The sequence below is a fragment of the Paraburkholderia sp. SIMBA_054 genome (assembly GCF_046534875.1).
Lineage (GTDB): Bacteria > Pseudomonadota > Gammaproteobacteria > Burkholderiales > Burkholderiaceae > Paraburkholderia > Paraburkholderia hospita.
In genome coordinates this window covers 152323-172352 of sequence record NZ_JAWRXV010000009.1, presented here as the reverse complement: position 1 = coordinate 172352, position 20030 = coordinate 152323, and the positions used below count along the sequence as shown (strand labels likewise).

Genomic DNA, 20030 nt, shown 5'->3' with positions numbered 1-20030 from the left:
CCCGCTATGAACCGAGCAAACCCGCCGCCATGTTGATGCACAGCCCGAGCACGGCCAGGTTGAAATAGAACGACAGCACCGACTGCGCGAGCGCCGCGCGGCGTACCTCGCGTGAGCGCAGCACGACGTCCGATGTCTGCGATGCGACGGCGATCGTGAACGAGAAATACAGGAAGTCCCAATAGTTCGGATCGAGCTTGTGGTCGGGAAACTTCAGCACGGTTTCCTGCATGTCGGTTGCGAAGTACAGGCGCGCGTAGTGCAGCGTGAAGATGGTCGGTATCAGGAACCACGCGCCGATCAGCGTGACGCCCGTCACGATGTAGTGCGACACGCCCGTGCTGCCTTTCGACGACGCCAGCTCCAGCACGATGGCGGCAACGCTCGCGACCGTCGCGAGGCAAACGATAGCGAGCACGACGCCCGCGTTCTCGTCTTCGCGCCGCGCAATGTCGCGCACGCGATCGTGATCGGCGCGTGCCATCTCCAGCCACATCAGCGCGAGATAGGTCCATACGGCGACATCCCACGAGACGAGCACGCGGATCATCGGGCGCATGTGCGCGCCCGCGAGCAGCGCGCCGACCGCCACGCCGAGCACGAAGCCCGTGACCATGCGCGGCCGGTTGCGCAATACCTGCGGATAGACAGTCATGGGCGCGTGCTCCTGGCAGCGGGGTGTGACATGGGTATGTCTCGATGCATGTTCGAAAGTCGTGGTGAAGATTGCGGCGATTCTACCGGGGGCATGCTGGATGATTTGTCGAAAGGGGTGCCGGGACGTTATAGTTTTCCCGCAGTTTTGCTCAGTGGCCTTGCATGCGGCTTTCACCCGTGGCTTCGTTCTCGCGCGCAGCGAACGGCGAGCATGCAAGGGCGGCAGGAAACGCCTGCCGCGCCCGGACATCAGAGACCGCGAGACAGCGGCGCAAGACCAGTTTTGGGGCGGACGCCTGGCGTGCACGCATGGTTCGGCCAACAGCCGGACGCGGCGCGCGCCGGGCGAATACACACATCATCTGGAGCCCCCATGACAGATGTTGATCGACACGCTGCGCGCTCGCCGCGCCGCCGTGCGTGGCTGCTCGGCGCGTTCGCTTCGGCTGCCGGCCTCGCGTTTGCGTCGGCGGCGCGCTATGGCGCAGCGGGTACAGCGCCCGGCATCATAGGCATTTCGCCTGCCTTCGCCGACACGCCGCCGCCCGCAGGCGGCGGCATCGACGCCTTCATCGCGCTCTCCAGCAAGCTCACAGGACACACCAGCTTCGACCCGCTGCACGGCAAACGCGCGTATGACGCGTTGTCCAGAGCGGACGGCCAGTTCACGCAGAACGTCGCCGCGCTCAACACCTGGCTGCAGACGCATGGCGGCGTGCCGTCGGACGTCGTCACGCAGGCCTTGCAGGCCGACCAGCCGCAGCTCGCGAAGACCGTCAGCGCGATCACGCGCGCGTGGTATCTCGGCCTCGTCGGCGACATGCCGAATGTGCAGGTCATCGCGTTCGAACGCGCACTGATGTTCGAACCCGTCAAAGACATCCTGACGATCCCGTCGTACTGTCGCGACGTGCCGTTTTACTGGGCACACAAGCCGGCGAATGCGTAAGCCGCTGCGCGTGACGTCGCGCGTGCGCGTCTCACTGCATTCGCGCGTGGAGCTTGCGAAAGAACAAACAGCAGACATAAGCCAGCAGACAAATAAGAGGGCACCGCAGAGGCAAGCATGGCAAACGCAAATTCCGCCGACGTCGTCGTAGTCGGCTCGGGCGTCGCGGGCAGTCTCGTCGCGCATCAGATGGCGCTCGCGGGCGCCTCGGTGATCCTGCTCGAAGCCGGGCCGCGTCTTCAGCGCGGGCAGATCGTCGAGAACTTCCGCAATTCGCCTGCAAAATCGGACTTCGCGACGCCATATCCGTCGACGCCTTACGCGCCGCATCCGCAGTACTCGCCCGCCAACAACTATCTGATCCAGAAGGGCGACTATCCGTATGACTCGCAGTATGTGCGGCTCGTCGGCGGCACCACCTGGCATTGGGCGGCTGCGACGTGGCGTCTGCTGCCGTCGGACTTTCAACTGAAGAAGCTGTACGGCGTGGGCCGCGACTGGCCTTATCCGTATGAAACGCTCGAACCGTGGTACTACGCCGCCGAAGTGCAACTGGGCGTGTCCGGCCCCGACGCAACCGTCGATCTCGGCTCGCCGCGCTCGAAGCCTTATCCGATGACAGCCTTGCCGCTGTCGTACATGGACCAGCGTTTCTCCGTCGTGCTCAACGCGAACGGCTTCAAGGTCGTGCCCGAGCCCGTCGCGCGCAACAGCCGTCCGTACGACGCGCGCCCCACCTGCTGCGGCAACAACAACTGCATGCCGATCTGTCCGATCGGCGCGATGTACAACGGCATCGTGCACGCCGACAAGGCCGAACGCGCGGGCGCGAAGCTGATTGCGCAGGCCGTCGTCTACCGCGTCGAGGCGGACAACAAAGGGCTCATCACGGCCGTTCACTACAAGGACCCGAACGGCAACAGCACGCGCGTGACGGGCAAGCTGTTCGTGCTCGCGGCGAATGGTATCGAGACGCCGAAACTGATGCTGATGTCGACGTCCGACGCATTCCCGCACGGCATCGGCAACAGCTCCGATCAGGTCGGACGTAACCTGATGGACCATCCCGGCACGGGCGTCACGTTTCTCGCGAACGAATCGTTGTGGCCGGGGCGCGGGCCGATGGAGATGACGTCGGTGGTGAACTTCCGCGACGGCGCGTTCCGCTCGGAGTACGCGTCGAAGAAGCTGCATGTATCGAACGGTGTGCCGACCATGGCGATTACATCGGCGCTGCTCAAAGGCGGGCTGACGGGCGCCGAACTGGACCGGCAGATTCGCGACCGCGCCGCGCGCATGGTGACCATCAACAGTTTTCACGAGCATCTGCCCGAGCCGCAGAACCGCATCGTGCCTTCTGCCGATCACAAGGACGCGCTCGGTATCGCGCAGCCCGAAATCTACTACTCGATCAACGACTACGTGAAGAAAAGCGCTGCGCACACGCATGAACTCTATGCACAGATTGCCGGATTGTTCGGCGGCACCGAGGTTTCGTTCGACGATACCTTCGCGCCGAACAATCACATCATGGGCACGACGATCATGGGCAACGACGCCGCCAGTTCCGTCGTCGACGCCGACTGCCGCACGCACGATCACCCGAATCTGTTCATTGCGAGCAGCGGCGTGATGCCGGGCGCGGCGTCGGTGAACTGCACGCTGACGATCGCGGCGCTGTCGCTGAAGCTTGCCGACAAGCTCAAGCGCGAAATCTGAGGGCCTGTTGCCTATGAAACGATCAGACGGAAACGGCGGCAACCTCGATGCGGCGGTTTTCTCCGCGAGCCGGCGCGCGGCGCTCAAAGCGCGCCGCCGCGTATGGAAGATGGCGGCGCTCGCGGCGGCGTTCTCGCTGTTCGCGCTTTATCTCGCATGGCTCGAAGCCTACGACGCCGAGCCGCGCCACACCGACGAATCGCCGCTCGGCGAAGCCGTCGCGCAGGCCAGCGCGCCCGCAAGCGGCGCGTCGGGTCTGGGCCCCGATCTCGTCAGGCGCGGCGAGTATCTGGCGCGCGCGGGCGATTGCATCGCCTGCCATACGTCGGACAAAGGCCGTCCGTTCGCGGGCGGCCGCGCGATCAGCACGCCGTTCGGCACGATCTATACGCCAAACATCACACCCGATCCGGACACGGGCATCGGCCGCTGGACGGACGCCGACTTCATGCGCGCGATGCACGAAGGCATCGGCAAGGACGGCCAGCGGCTCTACCCGGCGTTCCCGTATGTCGAATACACGCGCGTCACCGATCAGGACGTGCAGGCGATCCGCGCGTATCTGAACACAGTGGTGCCCGTGCGCTACACGCCGCCGTCGAACGATCTGCGCTTTCCGTTCAACCAGCGCTGGCTGATGGTCTTCTGGAACCTGCTCGACTTCGACGAAGGGCGCTTCGTGCCCGACCCGCAGCGGAGCGCCGAATGGAATCGCGGTGCGTATCTGGTCGAAGGGCTCGCGCATTGCGAGGAATGCCATACGCCGCGCAACTTCACGCAGGGTCTCAAAACGGGCGAACGTCTGTCGGGCGCGATCCAGGCCGGCTGGCACGCGTACAACATCACGCCGCACAAGACGAGCGGGATCGGCAGCTGGTCGGATCAGGACATCGCCAGCTATCTGTCGACAGGCATTGCGCAGGGCCGCGCGAGCGCGGCGGGGCCGATGGCCGACGTGGTCTCCAACAGCACGCAGTATCTGAACCGCGCAGACCTGCGCTCGATCGCAATCTATCTGCGCGCGCTCAAGCCCATTGACCGGGGCGAGGCGCGTGCGCGTGCCGAATGGGGATCGCCCGCGAGCGACGCCGTCGCGTTGCGCGGCGCGCGGATCGAGGGCGTGAACGGCGCGCAGCTATTCCTCGCGAACTGCGCGAGCTGCCACCACTGGACGGGCGAGGGCGTGGGCGCGAGCGCGCCGGGCGCGTATCCGTCGCTGATCCATAACAGCGTCGCGGGTGCGAGCGACGCGAACAATCTGGCGATGGTGATTCTGCACGGCGTGCACCGTACGACGAAAGACGCCGACGTGCTGATGCCCGCGTTCGACCGCGAACTGACCGACGCGCAGATCGCCGCCGTCACGAATTACGTGACGAAGCAGTTCGGCAATCCCCGATCGACGCTGAGCGCGGAGCAGGTCGGCAGGCTGCGCGGCGTGCCGCAGTGATGGCGCAGTGATCGCCCACTGAGCGTTGGAGCCTGCATTTTGGCGGTGCGCGTGCGCGAAGCTTGTCGCAGCGCATGCGCTGCGAACGAATCCGGCTCACGAACGGCGTGCGAACGCGAGATGCCGCGCATACACGGCTTGCGCGCCCGCACTATCATGGTGTTATGGATTCCACACTTGTCACCGTCGTCCAACATCATCCCGTCAACCGGACCGGGCGCGATTTCGTCGTCGGCGATCTGCACGGCTGCGTCGACGCGCTGCGCTTCCTGCTGCGCGAGGTCGATTTCGATCCGTCGCGCGACCGGCTGTTCTCGGTCGGCGATCTCGTCGATCGCGGCTCGCAGTCGGAAGAGGCGCTGGCGCTGCTCGACAAGCCCTGGTTCCATGCTGTGCTCGGCAATCACGAGGACGCGCTCTGCGCCGTTACTGAAGGCAAGCTGAAGAAGCAGTGGTGGTATGGAATCGGCGGCCTGTGGAGCGTGCAGGTGCCCGTCGAAAGGCTGCGCGTCTATGCGCGGCGTCTACGCACGCTGCCGCTCGTGCGCGTGATCGGCTCGGGTAGCGAGCGCTTCAACGTGCTGCATGCGGAATTTCTCGGCTCGGACGCCGAACTCGACGCCGACACCCTCTCCGAAGAAGTCCGCCAGCAACTGCTGTGGGGCCGCAGCCTCGCAATGGGCGCGGGCGATCCGATGCGCCAGCTTGGGCTATCGCTCACGTATTGCGGCCATACGCCCGTGCGCGAAGTTCAGCAGATTGGCGCGCAGATGTTCATCGATACGGGCGCATTCGGTCCCGGCGGCAAGCTGACCCTCGTCGAGGCGCGCACGACGAAGCGCTGGTCGGTGACGGTCGAACGGGCGCGCTCGGTCGGCGCTTCGGCGCTGGCGTTGCCTTGAGCGCGCTTTAGCGTGCTCAAGCGCTTCCGGCGCCGCTGCCTTTACCCCACCTGGTGCAGTTCGAAGACGATATCGACGGCGCTGCCGTTCCAGTTGTATTCCAGATACGCCGCGTGATGGCAGTCGCGCAGCAGCGTCGTCTTGAACGCGGCGAGGCATTCGCCATCCGCATCCCGCACCGACGGATACACGATCCCCGGCGCGCCCGCCTCGCGTGCCGCGCGGCCGAGCGCCTGGCCGGGCGCGTAGTCGTTCGGCGACAGCACCGACGCATCGACCGATTCGGCATCGCGCAGGTCCACCACGTCGCCCTGCGCCATCACCGTATAGAGGCGCATCTGCTGACGCATCGGCGTCTCCTGCGTGGCGGCGAGGAAGAGACCCGAGTGATAACGCGTTTCAGCGATCGCGGTTTCGCGCGAGCGCGCGCAGTAGAACACGCCGTAGGTGCCGTCCGAGAAACGGCTGCCTTGCGGATTCAGATGCGTGAGCGCGGCCATGATCGGCCCGTAGCCGGGACCGAAGCACCGTTCCTCGCGCGGCACGAGATCGAGATCGCCGACTTCGGTGCGCACGCGGTCGTTGGTCATGGCTTCGAGCGCGTAGAGCGCGTCGAAGTCTTCGGGCGACGCGACGCGGTCGAACAGGTTGACGGCAGGAAAGCGCGTAGGGATCACGCGGAACGCAGGTGTCCAGGCGAGCGAGGCCACACGCCATTGGTCTTGCCATTGCAGTTCAGTCACGCCCAGCCGCCTCGCATTGCGTCGAGATACTGGCGCACAGCCACGAGGTCGCTGATGTTGCCCGCCAGCATGCGGTCCAGCGCGCGGCGCCCGCCGAACGGCGGCGCGCTGTTGGGGCGCTTGATCCACGTGTCGGCGGCGGCAGGCTGCGGCAGCAGGATTTGCAGCGCCTTGTAGATGCCGAGCAGAAGCGACAGCCGCTCCAGCGTGTCGCGGCCGAGGCGCGCTGTTTGCGGCGCGTTCTTCCATTTGAAGAAGGTGGAGCGGCCCGGCGAGCCGAGCAGGATGATCTGCTCTTCGGCGCTCAATTCCCAGTCGCGTGCGATGTTGAAGAACGCGCGCAGACCGGCGGCGGACATGTCCGCCATGGAAGGTTCGGCGGGCGGTCGTCGCAACGGGCGTTCGGCGCTCGAGTAATGGGCAGCGGAAGACATGATCGGAGTCCTGAGTTGAACTTTTTTAACATGTTAGTCTATATATGGATTAATGCAAGCGCGGCTGTATAATCCGCCCTCCAGTTTTTTGCACGGAGACTGCGGTGTCGCTGCGTTCGAAGGTGTGGGTATCGGTTGGTTTGCTGTGCGTGTCGATGGCGGCGCGCGCCGAGTACAAGGAAGTGTGGAATCCGCCTGAGGCCGCGCAGCACGCGAGGCATTCGAAGCACGCGGCCGGTTCCGCTGGTTCGGGTGCAGCGAAGGCCGTGCATCAGGGCAAGTCCGCGCCGCATGGGAAGGTGGCTGCAAAGGCTTCCATCCCGTTCGGGAAAACAAAAAAGACTGGCGCCGCCGTCAAAACGGCCCACGCGCCTGCGCCGCGCGATTCATCGCAAAAGCCTGCGCGCGCAAAACCGGTCGTGGTGGCGGCGAAGCCTCACCAGGTTGCGCAGAGTAGCGCGCCGCAAACCAGCAGCGCACAACCTCCGCGCGAACTTCCGCCGATCCTCCACTAGCTCCCGCCAGCGCCTCACTGCGCGATCAACGCGTTCGTCACGAGCCGCAGCGATTCGACCGAACGCGCGTCGCGCACGCGCGAATGCAACGTGACGCGCGATTCCGGCAACGCCGGCAATCCAAGCCGCGCGCCTGCATCGACCAGTCCGCGCGGCGCGACCCGCCTCGCCAGTGGCGACACGGCAAGTCCGGCCGCAGCCGCTGCGCCGACGGCCTGCACGCCGCCGCCGACAAACGCCTCGCGCCACGCGATACCCGCACCATCCAGCGTGCGCAGCGAGATCGAGCGCACGTTGCAGGGCGCAGCAAGCAGCGCCAGCGGCAGCGGCTCGCCCGCGCGCGGCTGCCATTCGGGCGTCGCGAGCCACGACAGCGGCTCGGTGAAGAGCAACTGGCCGTCTTCGCGCGGTACGTCGTCGGGCTCCGAGCGCACGACCACGGCATCGAGCCGCCGTTCGTCGAAGTGCTGCAACAGCGTCGACGACAACCCCATGTGCAGTTCCAGCACCAGCCCCGGATCATGGGCGTTCACGCGCGCGAGCAGCGCCGCGAGGTCGGTGCCCGCCACATGCTCGCTCAAGCCCAGCGCGAGGCGCCGTCTGTCGGCGGATAACGCGCCGAGCGCTCGGTCGTGCGCGCTCAGCAGGTCGCGTGCGCCATCGAGAAACGCCTGGCCGTGCTCCGACAGCCGCACGACGCGTGGCGTGCGCTCCAGCAAAGGCTTGCCCAGATGCGCTTCCAGCCGTTTCAGCTTGAGGCTGACGGCGGATTGCGTGGTGTCGAGGGCATCGGCGGCGCGGGTGAAGCTCCGCAAATCCGCGACCAGCACGAAAGCGCGCACTGCATCGAGATCGAGTACTTTCATTTCAGATGAAAATAGATGAAATATCCAGTAATATCTGTTCATTATGATAAGCCCGAACTAATCTGAATGCACTTTCTGTTCATTCATAGGAGTTCGACATGCCTTTCACTCGCATCGCAGTTCGCGCCGGCAAGCCCGCTGCTTATCGCCAGGCGCTCACGCAAGGCATCCAGCGCGCGCTGATCGCCGAGTTCAACGTCCCCGAGGACGACATCTTCATGGTCATCACCGAGCACGACGAGAGCAACTTCGTCTATGACCGCAACTATCTCGGCATCGCGCGCAGCGACGATTTCGTGCTGATCCAGCTCACCGTGACCAACAGCCGGACGCAGGAGCAGAAAAAAGCGCTCTACAAGCGCATCGCCGACAACCTCGCCGAGCATCCGGGCGTGCGGCGCGAGGACGTGTTCATCAATCTCGTCGAAGTACTGAAGGAGAACTGGTCGTTCGGCAACGGGATCGCGCAGTACGCGCTCTGAGTGTTCGCGCCACGGCTGGCGTGCGGTCGGCGCAAGGTGCGTCGCTATAATGGTTTGCACCTTGATCCGTTCTTCAGCAGACGCGCACGCGAGCCATGACATCCGATAACAACGACGCTTCCCACGACGCTTTGCAATTTGGCGGTTCCGTCTGGTTCCGCTCCGGCGAGCAGGCGCTCGGCGGCACGCAGCGCATTGCGCTACTGGCGGCGATCGGCGAAACGGGGTCGATCACGGGCGCGGCCAAAGCCATCGGCATGAGCTACAAGGCCGCGTGGGATGCCGTCGATGCGATGAACAATCTCGCGGGCGAAACACTCGTGATCCGCTCGACGGGCGGCAAGGGCGGCGGCGGCACGACGCTCACGCCGCGCGCGCTGACCTTGATCGACACGTTTCGTGCTGTCGAACGCGAGCACCGGCTGTTTCTCGAACGCGCGGGCGCGGCGATCGCTGGATTCTCCGACGACTGGCAGCTGATCGGCCGCATCGGCATGAAGACGAGCGCGCGTAACCAGTGGTACGGCAAGGTCAGCGCGATCCAGCGCGGCACGGTCAACGACGAAGTCTCGCTCGCATTGCCCGGCGGGCAGTCGGTCGTCGCCGTCGTCACGCACGAAAGCACGGAGACGTTGGGGCTTGCCGTCGGCGGCGAGGCGGTGGCGCTCGTCAAGGCGTCGTCAGTGCTGCTGGTTGCCGATGACGGCACGGCGGAGCGCCTGTCGACCCGCAACCGCCTGCGTGGCACGGTGTCGGCCGTGCAGCGTGGCGCCGTGAATGCCGAAGTGTCGCTGACGCTCGAAGGCGGAGCAGTCGTGACGGCCGTCGTCACGAATGAGAGCGTCGCGGAACTGGGTATCGCTGAAGGGCAGGCGCTCGTGGCCGCGTTCAAGGCGTCGAGCGTGATTCTGGGCGTGACGGCCCTGGCTTAAGCGCGGGCGGTCCCGTCTGCTAGGACACCGTGCGCGGATAGCCCGCGAACGGCGCGTTCTCGCGCACGCTGCCGTCGTACACCTGCACGACCTGATCGCCGAACGCGGCGACATCGTCGGGATCGCGCGTGATCAATAGCATCGGGATGTCGAGCCGCGTCTGCAGATCGGACAGCTCCTGCCGCATGCGCGCGCGCAGCGCGTGATCGAGTGCGGAAAACGGCTCGTCGAGCAGCAACAGGCGCGGCTGCGCGACGAGCGCCCGCGCCAGCGCCACGCGCTGCTTCTGCCCGCCCGAAAGCTGAGCCGGATGATGACCGGCCACCGTTTTCAGATCGAGCGCGTCGAGCCAGTAGTCAATCTGCGGATGTGAAAAACGCCGTCCCGGATTCAGCCAGCCTGTGTGCATGCCGAAACCGATGTTTTGCCGCACGTTCAGATGCGGGAACAGCGCGTAGTCCTGAAAGAGATACGCGAGACGGCGCGCCTGCGGCTTCTGGTCGATGCCTTGCGTGCTGTCGAAGAGTGGGTCGCCGTGCAGCACGATCTGGCCTTCGTCGGGACGCAGCAGGCCGGCGATTGCCTGCAGCGTCAGGCTCTTGCCCGCACCCGACGGCCCGAACAGCACCATGCGTTGCGCGCTCGCGGTGAACGATACGTCGAGCGTGAACTGGCGTTCGGCCGTGCGCAGCGTTTTGCGGATATCGACGGTGAGCGGCATGTCAGCGGGACGTCATCAGCGAGTGTTGCGGCACGAGCCGGCCCGCGAGCACGAGAATCACGACGCAGGTGACCGAGGTCACGAGCACGAGGAAATTGGCCGTGCTGTCGTCGCCCGCCTGCACGGCGGCGTAGACGGCAACCGACAGCGTCTGCGTGCGGCCCGGCAGATTGCCCGCGATCATCAACGTCGCGCCGAACTCGCCGAGCGCGCGTGCGAACGCGAGCAGGGCGCCAGCGAGAATGCCGCGCGACGCGAGCGGCAGCGTCACGCGAAAGAAGATCGCCGTTTCGCTGATGCCGAGGGTGCGCGCGGCGCGCTCCAGTTGCGGATCGACGGATTCGAACGCGGCCCGCGCCGACTTCAGCACGAGCGGAAACGCCACCACCATCGACGCGATCACCGCGCCTTGCCACGTGAACACCAGCTGGATGTCGAAACGTTCGAGCCACGCGCCGAATACGCCGCGCCGGCCGAGCAGCACGAGCAGGTAATAGCCGAGCACCGTTGGCGGCATGACGAGCGGCAGCGTCAGCAGCGAGTCGATCAGGTCACGCGCGCCCGAGTGCCAGCGCGCCAGGCCGAAGCCGGCCGCGACACCGAACACGATGTTCAGCGCCGTCGCCCAGCCCGCGACCTTCAGCGACAGCATCAGCGGAATCCAGGCCTGTTCCATGATTTGGGCGTCGTGCTTCGTCTCTGGCGGCGCAGCTTAGTGCGCCGGCTTGAAGCCGTACTTCGCGAGCACGGCCTGGCCGGCCGGCGACAGCACGAAGGTGATGAACGATTGCGCGTCGGCGGCGTGCTTGCTGCCTTCGACCTGCGCGATCGGATAGGTGATCGGCGTGGTGGTCGGCACGGTCAGCGCGACCTTGACCTTGTCGGGCATCACGGCGGCATCGGTGCCGAACACGAAGCCGGCGTCGACTTCGCCGCGCGACACGTAATCGAGGCTCTGACGCACGTTCGACGCCAGCACGCCCTTCGCGCTAACAGCGTCCCACACGCCCGCCGCCTTCAGCGCGCCTTCCGTGTAGCGGCCTACCGGCACGGATGCCGGATCGCCGTATGAAACGCGCTTCACGCTCGCCGACGTCAGCTCGTTCAGGTTCGACGGCGCGAGCTTGCTGTCCGTCGGCACGATCAGCACGAGCGAGTTCGCGGCGAAGTCCTTGCGCGTCGACGGCACGATTACTTTTTGCTCGGCGGCCTTGTCCATCGCTTTCTGGTCGGCGGACGCGAACACGTCGGCGGGCGCGCCCTTCACGATCTGCTGCATCAGCACGTCGGACGCGCCGAAATTGAACAGCAGCTTGGTGCCGGGATGCTCCTTCTCGTACGCGTCGCCGACGGCCTTGAACGCGTTGGTCAGGCTCGCGGCCGCGGACACGACGAGTTCGTCGGCGCGAGCCTGCGCGGCGAAGGCAAACGAAATCGCGCTCGCGGCGAGCAGGGCAGGTTTCAGGAAGCGGATCATCGACGGGAAGGACATGGGAAGGTGGCGCCGGGTCGACCGGAAGCGGGTTGAAAACGCCATCGTAATATATGTAGGGTTATAGCGGTCGGCATATTGAACATGTGGCGCGCAAGATAGCCGGTTTCGTGTGATTTATGCGTCGGAATCGGGCAGGGGCACAGCGACGTTGCGTGATTTCTGCCACGGCGCGATGGGCGCGGCGGGGGCGGCTGGCGCAGCGGGCGCGTAGGCGTCACGCAGCGCCTTCCAGCGGGCGCGGACGAACGGCCGGTCATGGCCGGAAATTTTCAGCGCGATATGTGTGACCCAGCGCTGGGTCGGCAGATGCACCGCGTGCAGACCGAGTGTGATGATCATCAGGCTCAATACCACGGGCGCGACGGGCAGGCGTCCGGGCGGCGTGGCGTTCCACGCGATCCGGACGAACACGAGCGCCGTCAACCCGCCGACGATGCACCCCGTGATCGCTTCCGAAGGCGAATGTGCCTCGATGACGACGCGCGAAAAGCCGACCAGCGCGCCGCCGAACAGCGCGAGCGCTACGCCGACGATGCGCACGGCGGGCGGCGCTGGCAGCAGGACGAGCAAGGCGGCAACGGGGAACACGGCCGTGGCGAACATCGCGTGTCCGCTCAGGCCGGTGAAGTCCCACACGCGCACGCCGACACCCCAGCCGAGGAACGCGATCTTCGTCGCCGTGACCAGCGCGACGGCAACACCGAGCAGAAACAGCCAGACCGCGGCGAGCCGCCACGAATAACCGACGGTGAGCCACAGCGCGATGGCGAAGGCGAGCGGCAACGTCAGACCGGCGCCGCCGAAGTTCGTGACCAGAAGCCAGAATTGAGGTGGAAGGTGAAGCATGGACAATCCTTAACGACATGTACGGGGCGCGAACTTGCCTACGGCCAGAGGTTTCCAGGACAGCCGACGACGGTGCCGGATCGGGAAGGACGTTCCCCGCCCGCGCGTATTCTATAAGTATAGAGGCAGCGGTTACGCGGCAGATGAAAGGAAAAGCCCGAAAACTGCCAGATGTTAGGACGATTCGGAAATCGTCTTATACGAAGCTCGGTGCGACGGGCTTTTTCCGAAAACGGCCTCAGTCGGTGTCAGCATCGCACGGAGATTGATGTTATTGTGCATCGCACAAGACTGCCGGAAGGCAGAGAGCATGAGTCCCTATTAGCGAGAAAATCCTATGCCAAAAAGCTTGACCAAAATCTGGCTAGGCGGCCTGAAACGCCTGTTTGCGATCCAGACGGAGCACGCCCGCGCGACTACGAAGCGCAAGCCAAAACGGTCGTCGACCCGGGCCGCCACCCGGCCGGCGACCACTACGGTCGCGAAACCGTCGGTGAAAGTCCGCCAGACCACTACGCGCGACGTGCCGCAGCGCGGCGCGCGCGAATCCCGTGTACGGCCGCGCGCCGCCGCGTGGGCGAGCGGTTCGTGGACGCGCTCGTTCCACTCCGCACCGGCCGCGCCCGGCAGCCTCATCAATCATTTGCAGTACGGGCTGTATCTGCCCGCCGGCAAGCCGATCAAGCACGCGCCGCTCGTCGTGATGCTGCACGGTTGCACACAGTCCATCGACGAATTCGCCGAAGGCACGCGCATGAACCTGCTGGCCGACCGCTACGGCTTCGCCGTCGTGTACCCGGAGCAGTCGAAGCATGCGCACGCGCATCGCTGCTGGCATTGGTATGACGATACCGACCGTGCGGGACGCGCGGAAGCGCGCGCCGTCGTGTCGCTCGTCGAGGCGCTGGTGGAAGCGCACGGCCTCGACCGCGAGCGGGTGTATGTCGCCGGGATATCGGCGGGCGCCGGGCTGACGTCGTTGCTGGCGCTGCATTTTCCTGAGCATTTCGCCGCCGTCGCGCTGCATTCGGGGCCGGCGTTCGGCGATGCGCATTCGGGCATCGCCGCGATGGATGTGATGCGGCGCGGCACGCGGCAGGACCCCGTTGCGCTCGTCGATGCCGTCGCGGACGTGACGACTTACCCGGGCATGCCCGCCATCATTTTGCAAGGCGAAGCCGATCGCGTCGTCGCGCCTGTCAACGCCGAGCAACTGACGGAGCAGTACCTCCGACTCAACGGAATCGTCGATGCGCGAGGCGTGCGCAAGGTCGGTGATGTCAAGGAAGACCGCAAGGCGACCGTCACGACGCGCGATTACACGCGCGGCGGGCGGCGCGTCGTGCGCCTGTGCCGCGTGCAGGGCCTCGGCCATGAGTGGAGCGGCGGCGACGATGCGGTGCCGTTCCATTCATCGAAGGGTCCGGATGCGTCCAGTCTGTTGTGGGACTTTTTCCGGCATCAGCGTCGCACCGAGTCGGCGCGGCCCGCCGGACGTGCCGCGGACGGCGCCCGGCAGCGCGTGAGTTGACAAATTGCCACACTTCGAATTTGGTGCTGGTGTGTTGCTAGGGTTTTCCCTATAATAGGGGTTATCCCTAGGTGTCAGCCACCTAACACCAAATTCGAGGTTCACCATGTATCTGATCAGCCGCCTTTTCCTGTTCCTGACGAAGTCCTATGACCTGCGCGTCAAAGAGCAAAACGACGCGTATCTGGCCGAAGCCACGGATCTGTACGACCTCGAGTTCCGCATGCGCAAGATCGACCGTGAAGCGCAACTGCGTCAACCGTCGTGGATGAGCCAGCACTAAGCTGCAGCAAGCACGGGCCGGCACGCGAGCCGGCCATGAAAAGCGCTCAACGTGAGCGCAGCATGCCATAGCGCGCCAATGTTTCCTGCCGCGCTTTTGCGTGATCGACGACCGGCTGCGGATAGTCTTTCCCCAGCACCACGCCCCAATCCTTCAAGTCGTCGGGATTCGCCTGCCATGGCGCGTGAATCCACTTCGCGGGCACCTTCTCCAGTTCCGGCAAGAAGCGCTTGATAAAGAGCCCTTGCGGATCGAACTTCTCCGATTGCGTTACCGGGTTGAAAATCCGGAACCACGGCTGCGCGTCACAGCCCGTCGACGCCGCCCATTGCCAGCCGCCGTTGTTCGCGGAGAAGTCGAAGTCGTTGAGCTTTTCCTCGAAGTAGCGCTCCCCGCGCCGCCAGTCGATACCCAGATCCTTCGCCAAAAAACTCGCCGTCACCATCCGCAGACGGTTGTGCATGAAGCCCGTCTGGTTCAGTTGCAGCATCGCGGCATCGACGAGCGGATAGCCGGTGCGCCCTTCGCACCAGGCGGCGAACAGCGCGTCGGCTTGCTTGCCCGTTTCCCAGCGCAGCGTGTCGAATTCCGGCTTGAACGACGCGCGCTTCGCGATATGCGGATGATGCGCGAGGATCATGAAGTAGAAGTCTCGCCAGATCAGTTCCGATAGCCAAGTGGCGGCCCCTTGGCCGTCGGGTTGCAGCGACATCTCGTGCGCGAGCCGCGCGAGCGTGCGAATCGAAACCGTGCCAAAGCGCAAATGCACCGACAGATGGCTCGTCCCGCGTGCGGCGGGAAAGTCGCGCCGGTCGGCGTAACTGTCGATACGGGTCACAAAGTCTTCGAGCAGCGTTTGCGCGCCGCTCATGCCCGTCAGCAGTATTGTTTCCGCCAGTTTGCCGGGCGCGAAGCCCATTTGGCCGAGCGTCGGCCATGCGTGATCGAGCTTGCGCGGCGGCCGCGTGAGACTCTTTGCGTACCGTTCGACGGGGTAGGGCTTCAGGTCGAACGGCGTCAATTTCTTTAGCCACGCGTTCTTATACGGCGTAAACACGGCGAAGGGCTTGCCTTGTCCGTTGAGCAGTTCGTGGCGCTCGAAAATCACCTGGTCCTTGAACGTCAGCAACTGACGTCCGTCGTCGCGCAGCCGATCTGCGACGCTTTCATCGCGCTCGATTGCGACGGGCTCGTAGTCGTGATTGGTGAAAACGGCTTCGGCTTCGAGTTGCGCGGCGAGCCTTGGAATCTCTTCATGCGGATCGCCATGCAGCACGATCAATCCGCCGCCGCCTTCCTTCAGCGACCGGTCGAGCTCTTCCAGCGACGCCAGAATGAATTCGATCCGCCGATCCTGCACCTTGCCCTTATGGTCATCGTGCTCGTTCGCCCAATCGATCAACGGCTGAAGAATGGTCGTGTCGAACACGAACACACACCAGACACGCTCGCAATCCTTGAGCGCGTAATAGAGCGCCGCGTTGTCGCCCGTGCGTAGGTCGCGGCGAAACCATACGAGTCCGTTCTGAAAATTTGCGTCGAGCTGGTAGGCGCGGGTCATGATCGATTGAGTTATTGCGCGTCAGCGGATGCGGACGTCGGGCCGAAAAGCCACCGCCGATGATAGTGTCCGCCAGTCGCAAACCCAACGCCCGCGGCATCGGAAATCAACGCAAAAATGAGGCAGCGCCCGCCTTTCGCACGAAAGGCGGGCGCTGCTCACGAAGCGACGGTCAGTTCAGAACGACTCAGACCACGTTCACACGCACATCGACATTGCCGCGCGTCGCGTTCGAGTACGGGCAAACCTGATGTGCCGCGTTCACCAGCTCTTGCGCTGCCGCTGCGTCGAGGCCCGGCAGCGAGACGCGCAGTTCGATATCCAGCGCGAAGCCGCCCTTGTCGTTCGGACCGACGCCGACATCGGCCGTCACGGTCGTTTCAGCAGGCACCGCCTGCTTGCGCTGGCCGGCGACGAACTTCATTGCGCTCAGGAAACACGCCGAGTAGCCGGCAGCGAACAGTTGTTCCGGGTTCGTGCCTTGCGCGCCGTTGCCGCCGAGTTCGCGCGGCGCCGCCAGCTTCACGTCGAGCGCGTTATCCGACGAAACCGCGCGACCATCGCGACCGCCATTGCTCGTTGCCGTTGCCTTGTACAGTACGTTCATTTTGACGCTCCTTGATCGGTTCCAGTGATTGGGTCAGTGCTTGCCAGTGCTTCGCGTCATCGCTATCGAACTGGCATGGGAGAAATGTATCGTACAAATCATTAGTGTGCAAACTAAATTGCCTATCGACGCGATAGGCGCGAATGCACGCGTTGTCAGTAGCGTTCGAGATAGTCGTTCAGCGTGCCGCGCAACTGTTGCAGATCGCTGCGCAGGCGGATGAGAAATTCGGGCGTCTGCTGGGTCGCGCAGAAGATTTCTTCCGGCACGTCGCGCGCGCTGCGCTTGAGCGCGACGCCTGATTTCGTCAGCCGGATGAAGACGAGCCGTTCGTCTTCCGTGCCGCGCACGCGCTCGATAAACCCTTGCGATTCGAGCCGCTTCAGCAGCGGCGTGACCGTCGCCGAATCGAGGTTCAGGCGCGCGGCGATGTCCTTCACGGTAACGTCGTCGCTTTCCCAGAGGATCAGCATGGTCAGATACTGCGGATACGTGAGGCCAAGCCGGTCGAGAATCGGCTTGTAGGCTTTCGTCATCGCGAGGGACGTCGAATAGAGCGCGAAGCAGAGCTGCTCGTCGAGCGTAACGGGAAAGGCGGTGCGCTGGGTCATGGACGTCCCCTGAAACGAAGCGTGCGAATGGATTGCGTGCAAACTATTGTGCCGCAAAAAAGCGGCGCGATGCCGATGCTTCACACGCGAGCGCGGAAAATCCGCGCCGCATGCGCGGCGCGGACCCGGAAAGCGGAACCGTTCAGGTAGACGACGAAGACGTGGGAGCGGGCGGCAACGGCTGGCCGGGCGATTGCACGCCGAAGCAGCCGCGATACGTGGCGTAGAACGAGCAGTAGAGCATCGTCGTGACGATGATCGACGCGGGCATCAGGATCACCAGCGCGAGTTCGCCCGCGCCAAGCGCCTGCAGCAGCGCGGACAGCCCGAACGAGACCGTCGTCGCGACCGCGAACCACAGCGCGCCATACACGATGAACGCGCCGCGATTACGCCAGCAACTGACGATACTGAAGAACATCGCCTTGATGGTCGGCACGTCGTGCCACGCGGCGAGCACGGGCGCGAACCAGAACAGCATCGCGACGGGCACGTAGAACGCGAGCGCCGTCAGCACGGCGAGGGGTATATCGCTATTGGCGACGGCTTCCGGCTGCATCGATTCGCCGCTGATCATCAGACGCAGCAGCATGCCGCCGTCCGCGAGCGCGGAACCCATCAGCACGATCGCCATCGCGATGATGTACAGCACGCCGAGCAGCAGCAGGCGCTTCGACACCTGGCCGCCGTACGAGCGGAAACCGTCGACAAGAATAGTGGGCAGCACTGGCTTGCCGGCGATCGTATCGCGGCACGCCGACATGAAGCCGACGGCGATGCCTGGAATCAACATGAGCGGCAGCACGCCGCCGATGATGGGAATCAGCGAGATCGCCGTCATCGCGAGCAGGTACGCGAAGAACAGCGTCAGAAATGCGAGCGGGTTCCTGCGAAACAGCCAGATGCCTTGCCGGAACCACACATAGCCGGTTTTCGCCGGAACTTCGATCAGTTGCATGAGGTATGGATGCCTAGGGTCTAGAGTGCGGCGCCCGCAAGGCGCTCGCGCAGGATGCGCTCGAAATGACCCGGATCGTGCGGCTTGAGCAGTTCGGCGGCGCGCGGCATATGGAAATCATACAGGCGCGACACCCAGAAACGGTACGCGCCCGCGCGCAACATGTCGCTCCAGTGCCGGTTTTCGGCGGGAGTGAACGGGCGCACGGTCTGATACGCGCGCAACAGCGCGTCGACGCGCGCGTCGTCGAGCTTGCCTGTCGCGAGGTCGACGCACCAGTCGTTGACGGTCACGGCGACGTCGAAGAGCCACTTGTCGCAGCCTGCGAAATAAAAGTCGAAGAAGCCGCCGAGTTCCACTTCATGATGCGTGCCGGGCGCGGCATGCGCGAACAGCACGTTGTCGCGGAACAGATCGCAATGGCACGGGCCTTCGGGCAGCGACGCGTAGTCCGCCGACGCGAAGAACGCCTGTTGATGCGCGAGTTCTTCCGTGATCAGCGTGCGCTGCGCGTTCGTCAAAAACGGCACGATGCCCGGCACCGTCTCCTGCCACCACGGCAGGCTGCGCAGGTTCGGCTGGTGATGCGCGAAGTCGCGTCCCGCCAGATGCAGACGCGCGAGCATCTGCCCCACTTCGACGCAGTGCGCGACGCCGGGCGTGAGTTCCGGCGCGCCGTCGAGCTTCGTGACGATGGTCGCGGGCTTGCCGTTGAGCATGCCGAACAGCGCGCCGTCGTCGCGCGGCATCGGGTCCGGCACGGGCACGCGGTGCGACGCCAGATGGCGCATCAGATCGAGATAGAACGGCAGTTGCTGCGCCGTGAGCTTTTCGAAGATCGTGAGGACGTACTCGCCGCGCGTGGTCGTCAGAAAGAAATTGCTGTTCTCGATACCGGATGTAATGCCCCGAAACTCGACGACTTCGCCGAGATCGTAGTGGCGCATCCAATCTGCGAGTTGGGCTTCGGTGACAGCGGTGAATACGGCCATGCGTGGGGCGTCGGATCAGGTTGATCGGCTGGCGTTACGCCAGTACGAGGTCGGGGAAAGCGGGCTGAAAGCGTTGTTGCGATCCACGCTGGACTCGTTTGGGCCGGTGGATCGGCTTGAAGCAAGCCGGCGCGCACCCGCAAAGGCAGCGCGCCGGCTCGGGGCGATCAGTAATGCAGGTTCACGGACGGCAGGCGTGCGGGCGGCTTGCCGGATTCGTACACGCGCGGCGACGTATCGGTCGGCGCGCTCATCTGGTAGCGCGTGCCGAAGTTCGAGCGCACGTCGATTTCGACGGGCTTGCCCTTGTCGCGGTACTCGGTGATTTCGGTGCCGTTGCCGCTACGTTCGTGGAAGCTCGGCGTGCGCGGCTGGTTGATCTCGACTTTCGAGCTGACTTCGGCCGCAGGGCGGTTGATCGCTCTCAGATCCGGCAGGCCGGCCCGTTCGTTGGCGGCGGCTTGGGCGTCTGCGGCTGCCTTCGCCTCTTGCGCGGACGGGGCAGGCTGGGCAGCCATCGCGACGCCGCTGACGGCAAGCATCAGCGCAACGGCGACGGGGAAGAGCGGCTTCATGGTGTTTCTCCGATTAGGTGGCCCAATTCTAGCAAATCCACTGCTGCTCACGGACATGAACAACGGGCGATAGCCTTATTTTGCGCGCTTCCCGCGCGACCTGCAGAAAGGGCAACCCTGCGTGCGCGACAACACGCAAACCCGCGATGCGCGGGCGCGTCTTCATCGAAAAGCACGGGTTCCGTGGTAATGTCGTTGCAT

General features: G+C 64.6%; 23 protein-coding genes. 9 read left to right on the top strand and 14 right to left on the bottom strand.

Features of this window, described 5'->3' with window-relative positions; translation table 11 throughout:
• Positions 1-4 precede the first annotated feature (4 nt).
• Positions 5-655 carry a DUF1345 domain-containing protein gene (locus tag SB822_RS13720; protein ID WP_410854919.1) on the bottom strand — a complete coding sequence of 217 codons (651 nt, stop codon included), beginning with the start codon at positions 653-655 and terminating at the stop codon, positions 5-7.
• Between the two features lie 375 nt (positions 656-1030).
• Between SB822_RS13720 and SB822_RS13715 the strand changes: the two genes are divergently transcribed.
• The 4 genes from SB822_RS13715 (at position 1031) to SB822_RS13700 (ending at position 5677) form a co-directional block, all read left to right on the top strand.
• Complete coding sequence (locus tag SB822_RS13715) at positions 1031-1606, top strand: sugar dehydrogenase complex small subunit (RefSeq protein ID WP_410854918.1); 576 nt, start codon at positions 1031-1033, stop codon at positions 1604-1606.
• Between the two features lie 117 nt (positions 1607-1723).
• Positions 1724-3325 carry a GMC family oxidoreductase gene (locus tag SB822_RS13710; protein WP_007750153.1) on the top strand — a complete coding sequence of 534 codons (1602 nt, stop codon included), beginning with the start codon at positions 1724-1726 and terminating at the stop codon, positions 3323-3325.
• A gap of 13 nt (positions 3326-3338) precedes the next feature.
• Positions 3339-4775 (top strand): cytochrome c, encoded by a 1437-nt coding sequence (locus tag SB822_RS13705; RefSeq protein ID WP_410854917.1) that lies wholly within the window; start codon positions 3339-3341, stop codon positions 4773-4775.
• 164 nt (positions 4776-4939) lie between these two features.
• Positions 4940-5677, top strand: coding sequence for a metallophosphoesterase (locus tag SB822_RS13700; RefSeq protein WP_007750147.1), 738 nt, complete (start codon positions 4940-4942; stop codon positions 5675-5677).
• 41 nt (positions 5678-5718) lie between these two features.
• On the opposite strand, the gene SB822_RS13695 is transcribed toward SB822_RS13700, so the two are convergent.
• The gene (locus tag SB822_RS13695; RefSeq protein ID WP_410854916.1) at positions 5719-6420 is read right to left on the bottom strand and encodes an RES family NAD+ phosphorylase; all 702 of its coding nucleotides are present in this window, start codon (positions 6418-6420) and stop codon (positions 5719-5721) included.
• Positions 6417-6854, bottom strand: coding sequence for an antitoxin Xre/MbcA/ParS toxin-binding domain-containing protein (locus SB822_RS13690; RefSeq protein WP_007582627.1), 438 nt, complete (start codon positions 6852-6854; stop codon positions 6417-6419). Before SB822_RS13690 ends, SB822_RS13695 begins: the two co-directional genes overlap by 4 nt.
• A 104-nt stretch (positions 6855-6958) precedes the next feature.
• Between SB822_RS13690 and SB822_RS13685 the strand changes: the two genes are divergently transcribed.
• Complete coding sequence (locus SB822_RS13685; RefSeq protein ID WP_410854915.1) at positions 6959-7369, top strand: hypothetical protein; 411 nt, start codon at positions 6959-6961, stop codon at positions 7367-7369.
• A gap of 14 nt (positions 7370-7383) precedes the next feature.
• Here the strand turns inward: SB822_RS13685 and SB822_RS13680 are convergent, their stop codons facing one another.
• Entirely contained in the window at positions 7384-8235 is an 852-nt protein-coding gene (locus tag SB822_RS13680; protein WP_410854914.1) for a LysR family transcriptional regulator, read from the bottom strand.
• A 98-nt stretch (positions 8236-8333) separates the two neighbouring features.
• Here SB822_RS13680 and SB822_RS13675 point away from each other — a divergent pair, with 98 nt between their 5' ends.
• Both SB822_RS13675 and SB822_RS13670 read left to right on the top strand, forming a co-directional pair.
• Positions 8334-8717, top strand: coding sequence for a tautomerase family protein (locus SB822_RS13675; protein WP_007745598.1), 384 nt, complete (start codon positions 8334-8336; stop codon positions 8715-8717).
• Positions 8718-8812: 95 nt separating this feature from the next.
• On the top strand, positions 8813-9649 hold the full coding sequence (locus tag SB822_RS13670) for a TOBE domain-containing protein (RefSeq protein WP_007745600.1): 837 nt from the start codon (positions 8813-8815) through the stop codon (positions 9647-9649).
• A 19-nt stretch (positions 9650-9668) separates the two neighbouring features.
• Here the strand turns inward: SB822_RS13670 and SB822_RS13665 are convergent, their stop codons facing one another.
• The 4 genes from SB822_RS13665 to SB822_RS13650 all read right to left on the bottom strand — a co-directional run bounded on the left by SB822_RS13665 (position 9669) and on the right by SB822_RS13650 (position 12711).
• Positions 9669-10370: an ATP-binding cassette domain-containing protein gene (locus SB822_RS13665; protein WP_410854913.1), complete on the bottom strand. Its 702-nt coding sequence runs from the start codon at positions 10368-10370 to the stop codon at positions 9669-9671.
• Position 10371: 1 nt separating this feature from the next.
• Positions 10372-11046, bottom strand: a complete 675-nt coding sequence (gene modB / locus SB822_RS13660) for a molybdate ABC transporter permease subunit (protein WP_007582640.1) — start codon at positions 11044-11046, stop codon at positions 10372-10374.
• Positions 11047-11082: 36 nt separating this feature from the next.
• A complete protein-coding gene (gene modA / locus SB822_RS13655) occupies positions 11083-11862 on the bottom strand; it encodes a molybdate ABC transporter substrate-binding protein (RefSeq protein WP_007582642.1) in 780 nt (259 codons plus the stop codon).
• Between the two features lie 117 nt (positions 11863-11979).
• A complete protein-coding gene (locus SB822_RS13650) occupies positions 11980-12711 on the bottom strand; it encodes a phosphatase PAP2 family protein (RefSeq protein WP_007582644.1) in 732 nt (243 codons plus the stop codon).
• A gap of 337 nt (positions 12712-13048) precedes the next feature.
• Here SB822_RS13650 and SB822_RS13645 point away from each other — a divergent pair, with 337 nt between their 5' ends.
• Positions 13049-14242, top strand: a complete 1194-nt coding sequence (locus SB822_RS13645; RefSeq protein ID WP_007582645.1) for a PHB depolymerase family esterase — start codon at positions 13049-13051, stop codon at positions 14240-14242.
• A 106-nt stretch (positions 14243-14348) separates the two neighbouring features.
• Complete coding sequence (locus SB822_RS13640) at positions 14349-14525, top strand: DUF3563 family protein (protein WP_007582646.1); 177 nt, start codon at positions 14349-14351, stop codon at positions 14523-14525.
• Positions 14526-14571: 46 nt separating this feature from the next.
• Here the strand turns inward: SB822_RS13640 and SB822_RS13635 are convergent, their stop codons facing one another.
• From SB822_RS13635 to SB822_RS13610, 6 genes are all read right to left on the bottom strand, one after another.
• Positions 14572-16086: a cryptochrome/photolyase family protein gene (locus tag SB822_RS13635; protein WP_410854912.1), complete on the bottom strand. Its 1515-nt coding sequence runs from the start codon at positions 16084-16086 to the stop codon at positions 14572-14574.
• Between the two features lie 187 nt (positions 16087-16273).
• Positions 16274-16693 (bottom strand): organic hydroperoxide resistance protein, encoded by a 420-nt coding sequence (locus SB822_RS13630; protein WP_007582650.1) that lies wholly within the window; start codon positions 16691-16693, stop codon positions 16274-16276.
• 155 nt (positions 16694-16848) lie between these two features.
• Positions 16849-17304, bottom strand: a complete 456-nt coding sequence (locus tag SB822_RS13625; protein WP_007582652.1) for a MarR family winged helix-turn-helix transcriptional regulator — start codon at positions 17302-17304, stop codon at positions 16849-16851.
• Between the two features lie 142 nt (positions 17305-17446).
• Complete coding sequence (locus SB822_RS13620) at positions 17447-18262, bottom strand: BPSS1780 family membrane protein (protein ID WP_007582654.1); 816 nt, start codon at positions 18260-18262, stop codon at positions 17447-17449.
• 20 nt (positions 18263-18282) lie between these two features.
• Complete coding sequence (locus SB822_RS13615; RefSeq protein WP_410854911.1) at positions 18283-19254, bottom strand: homoserine kinase; 972 nt, start codon at positions 19252-19254, stop codon at positions 18283-18285.
• Between the two features lie 167 nt (positions 19255-19421).
• The gene (locus tag SB822_RS13610; RefSeq protein ID WP_007582657.1) at positions 19422-19829 is read right to left on the bottom strand and encodes a hypothetical protein; all 408 of its coding nucleotides are present in this window, start codon (positions 19827-19829) and stop codon (positions 19422-19424) included.
• Positions 19830-20030 lie beyond the last annotated feature (201 nt).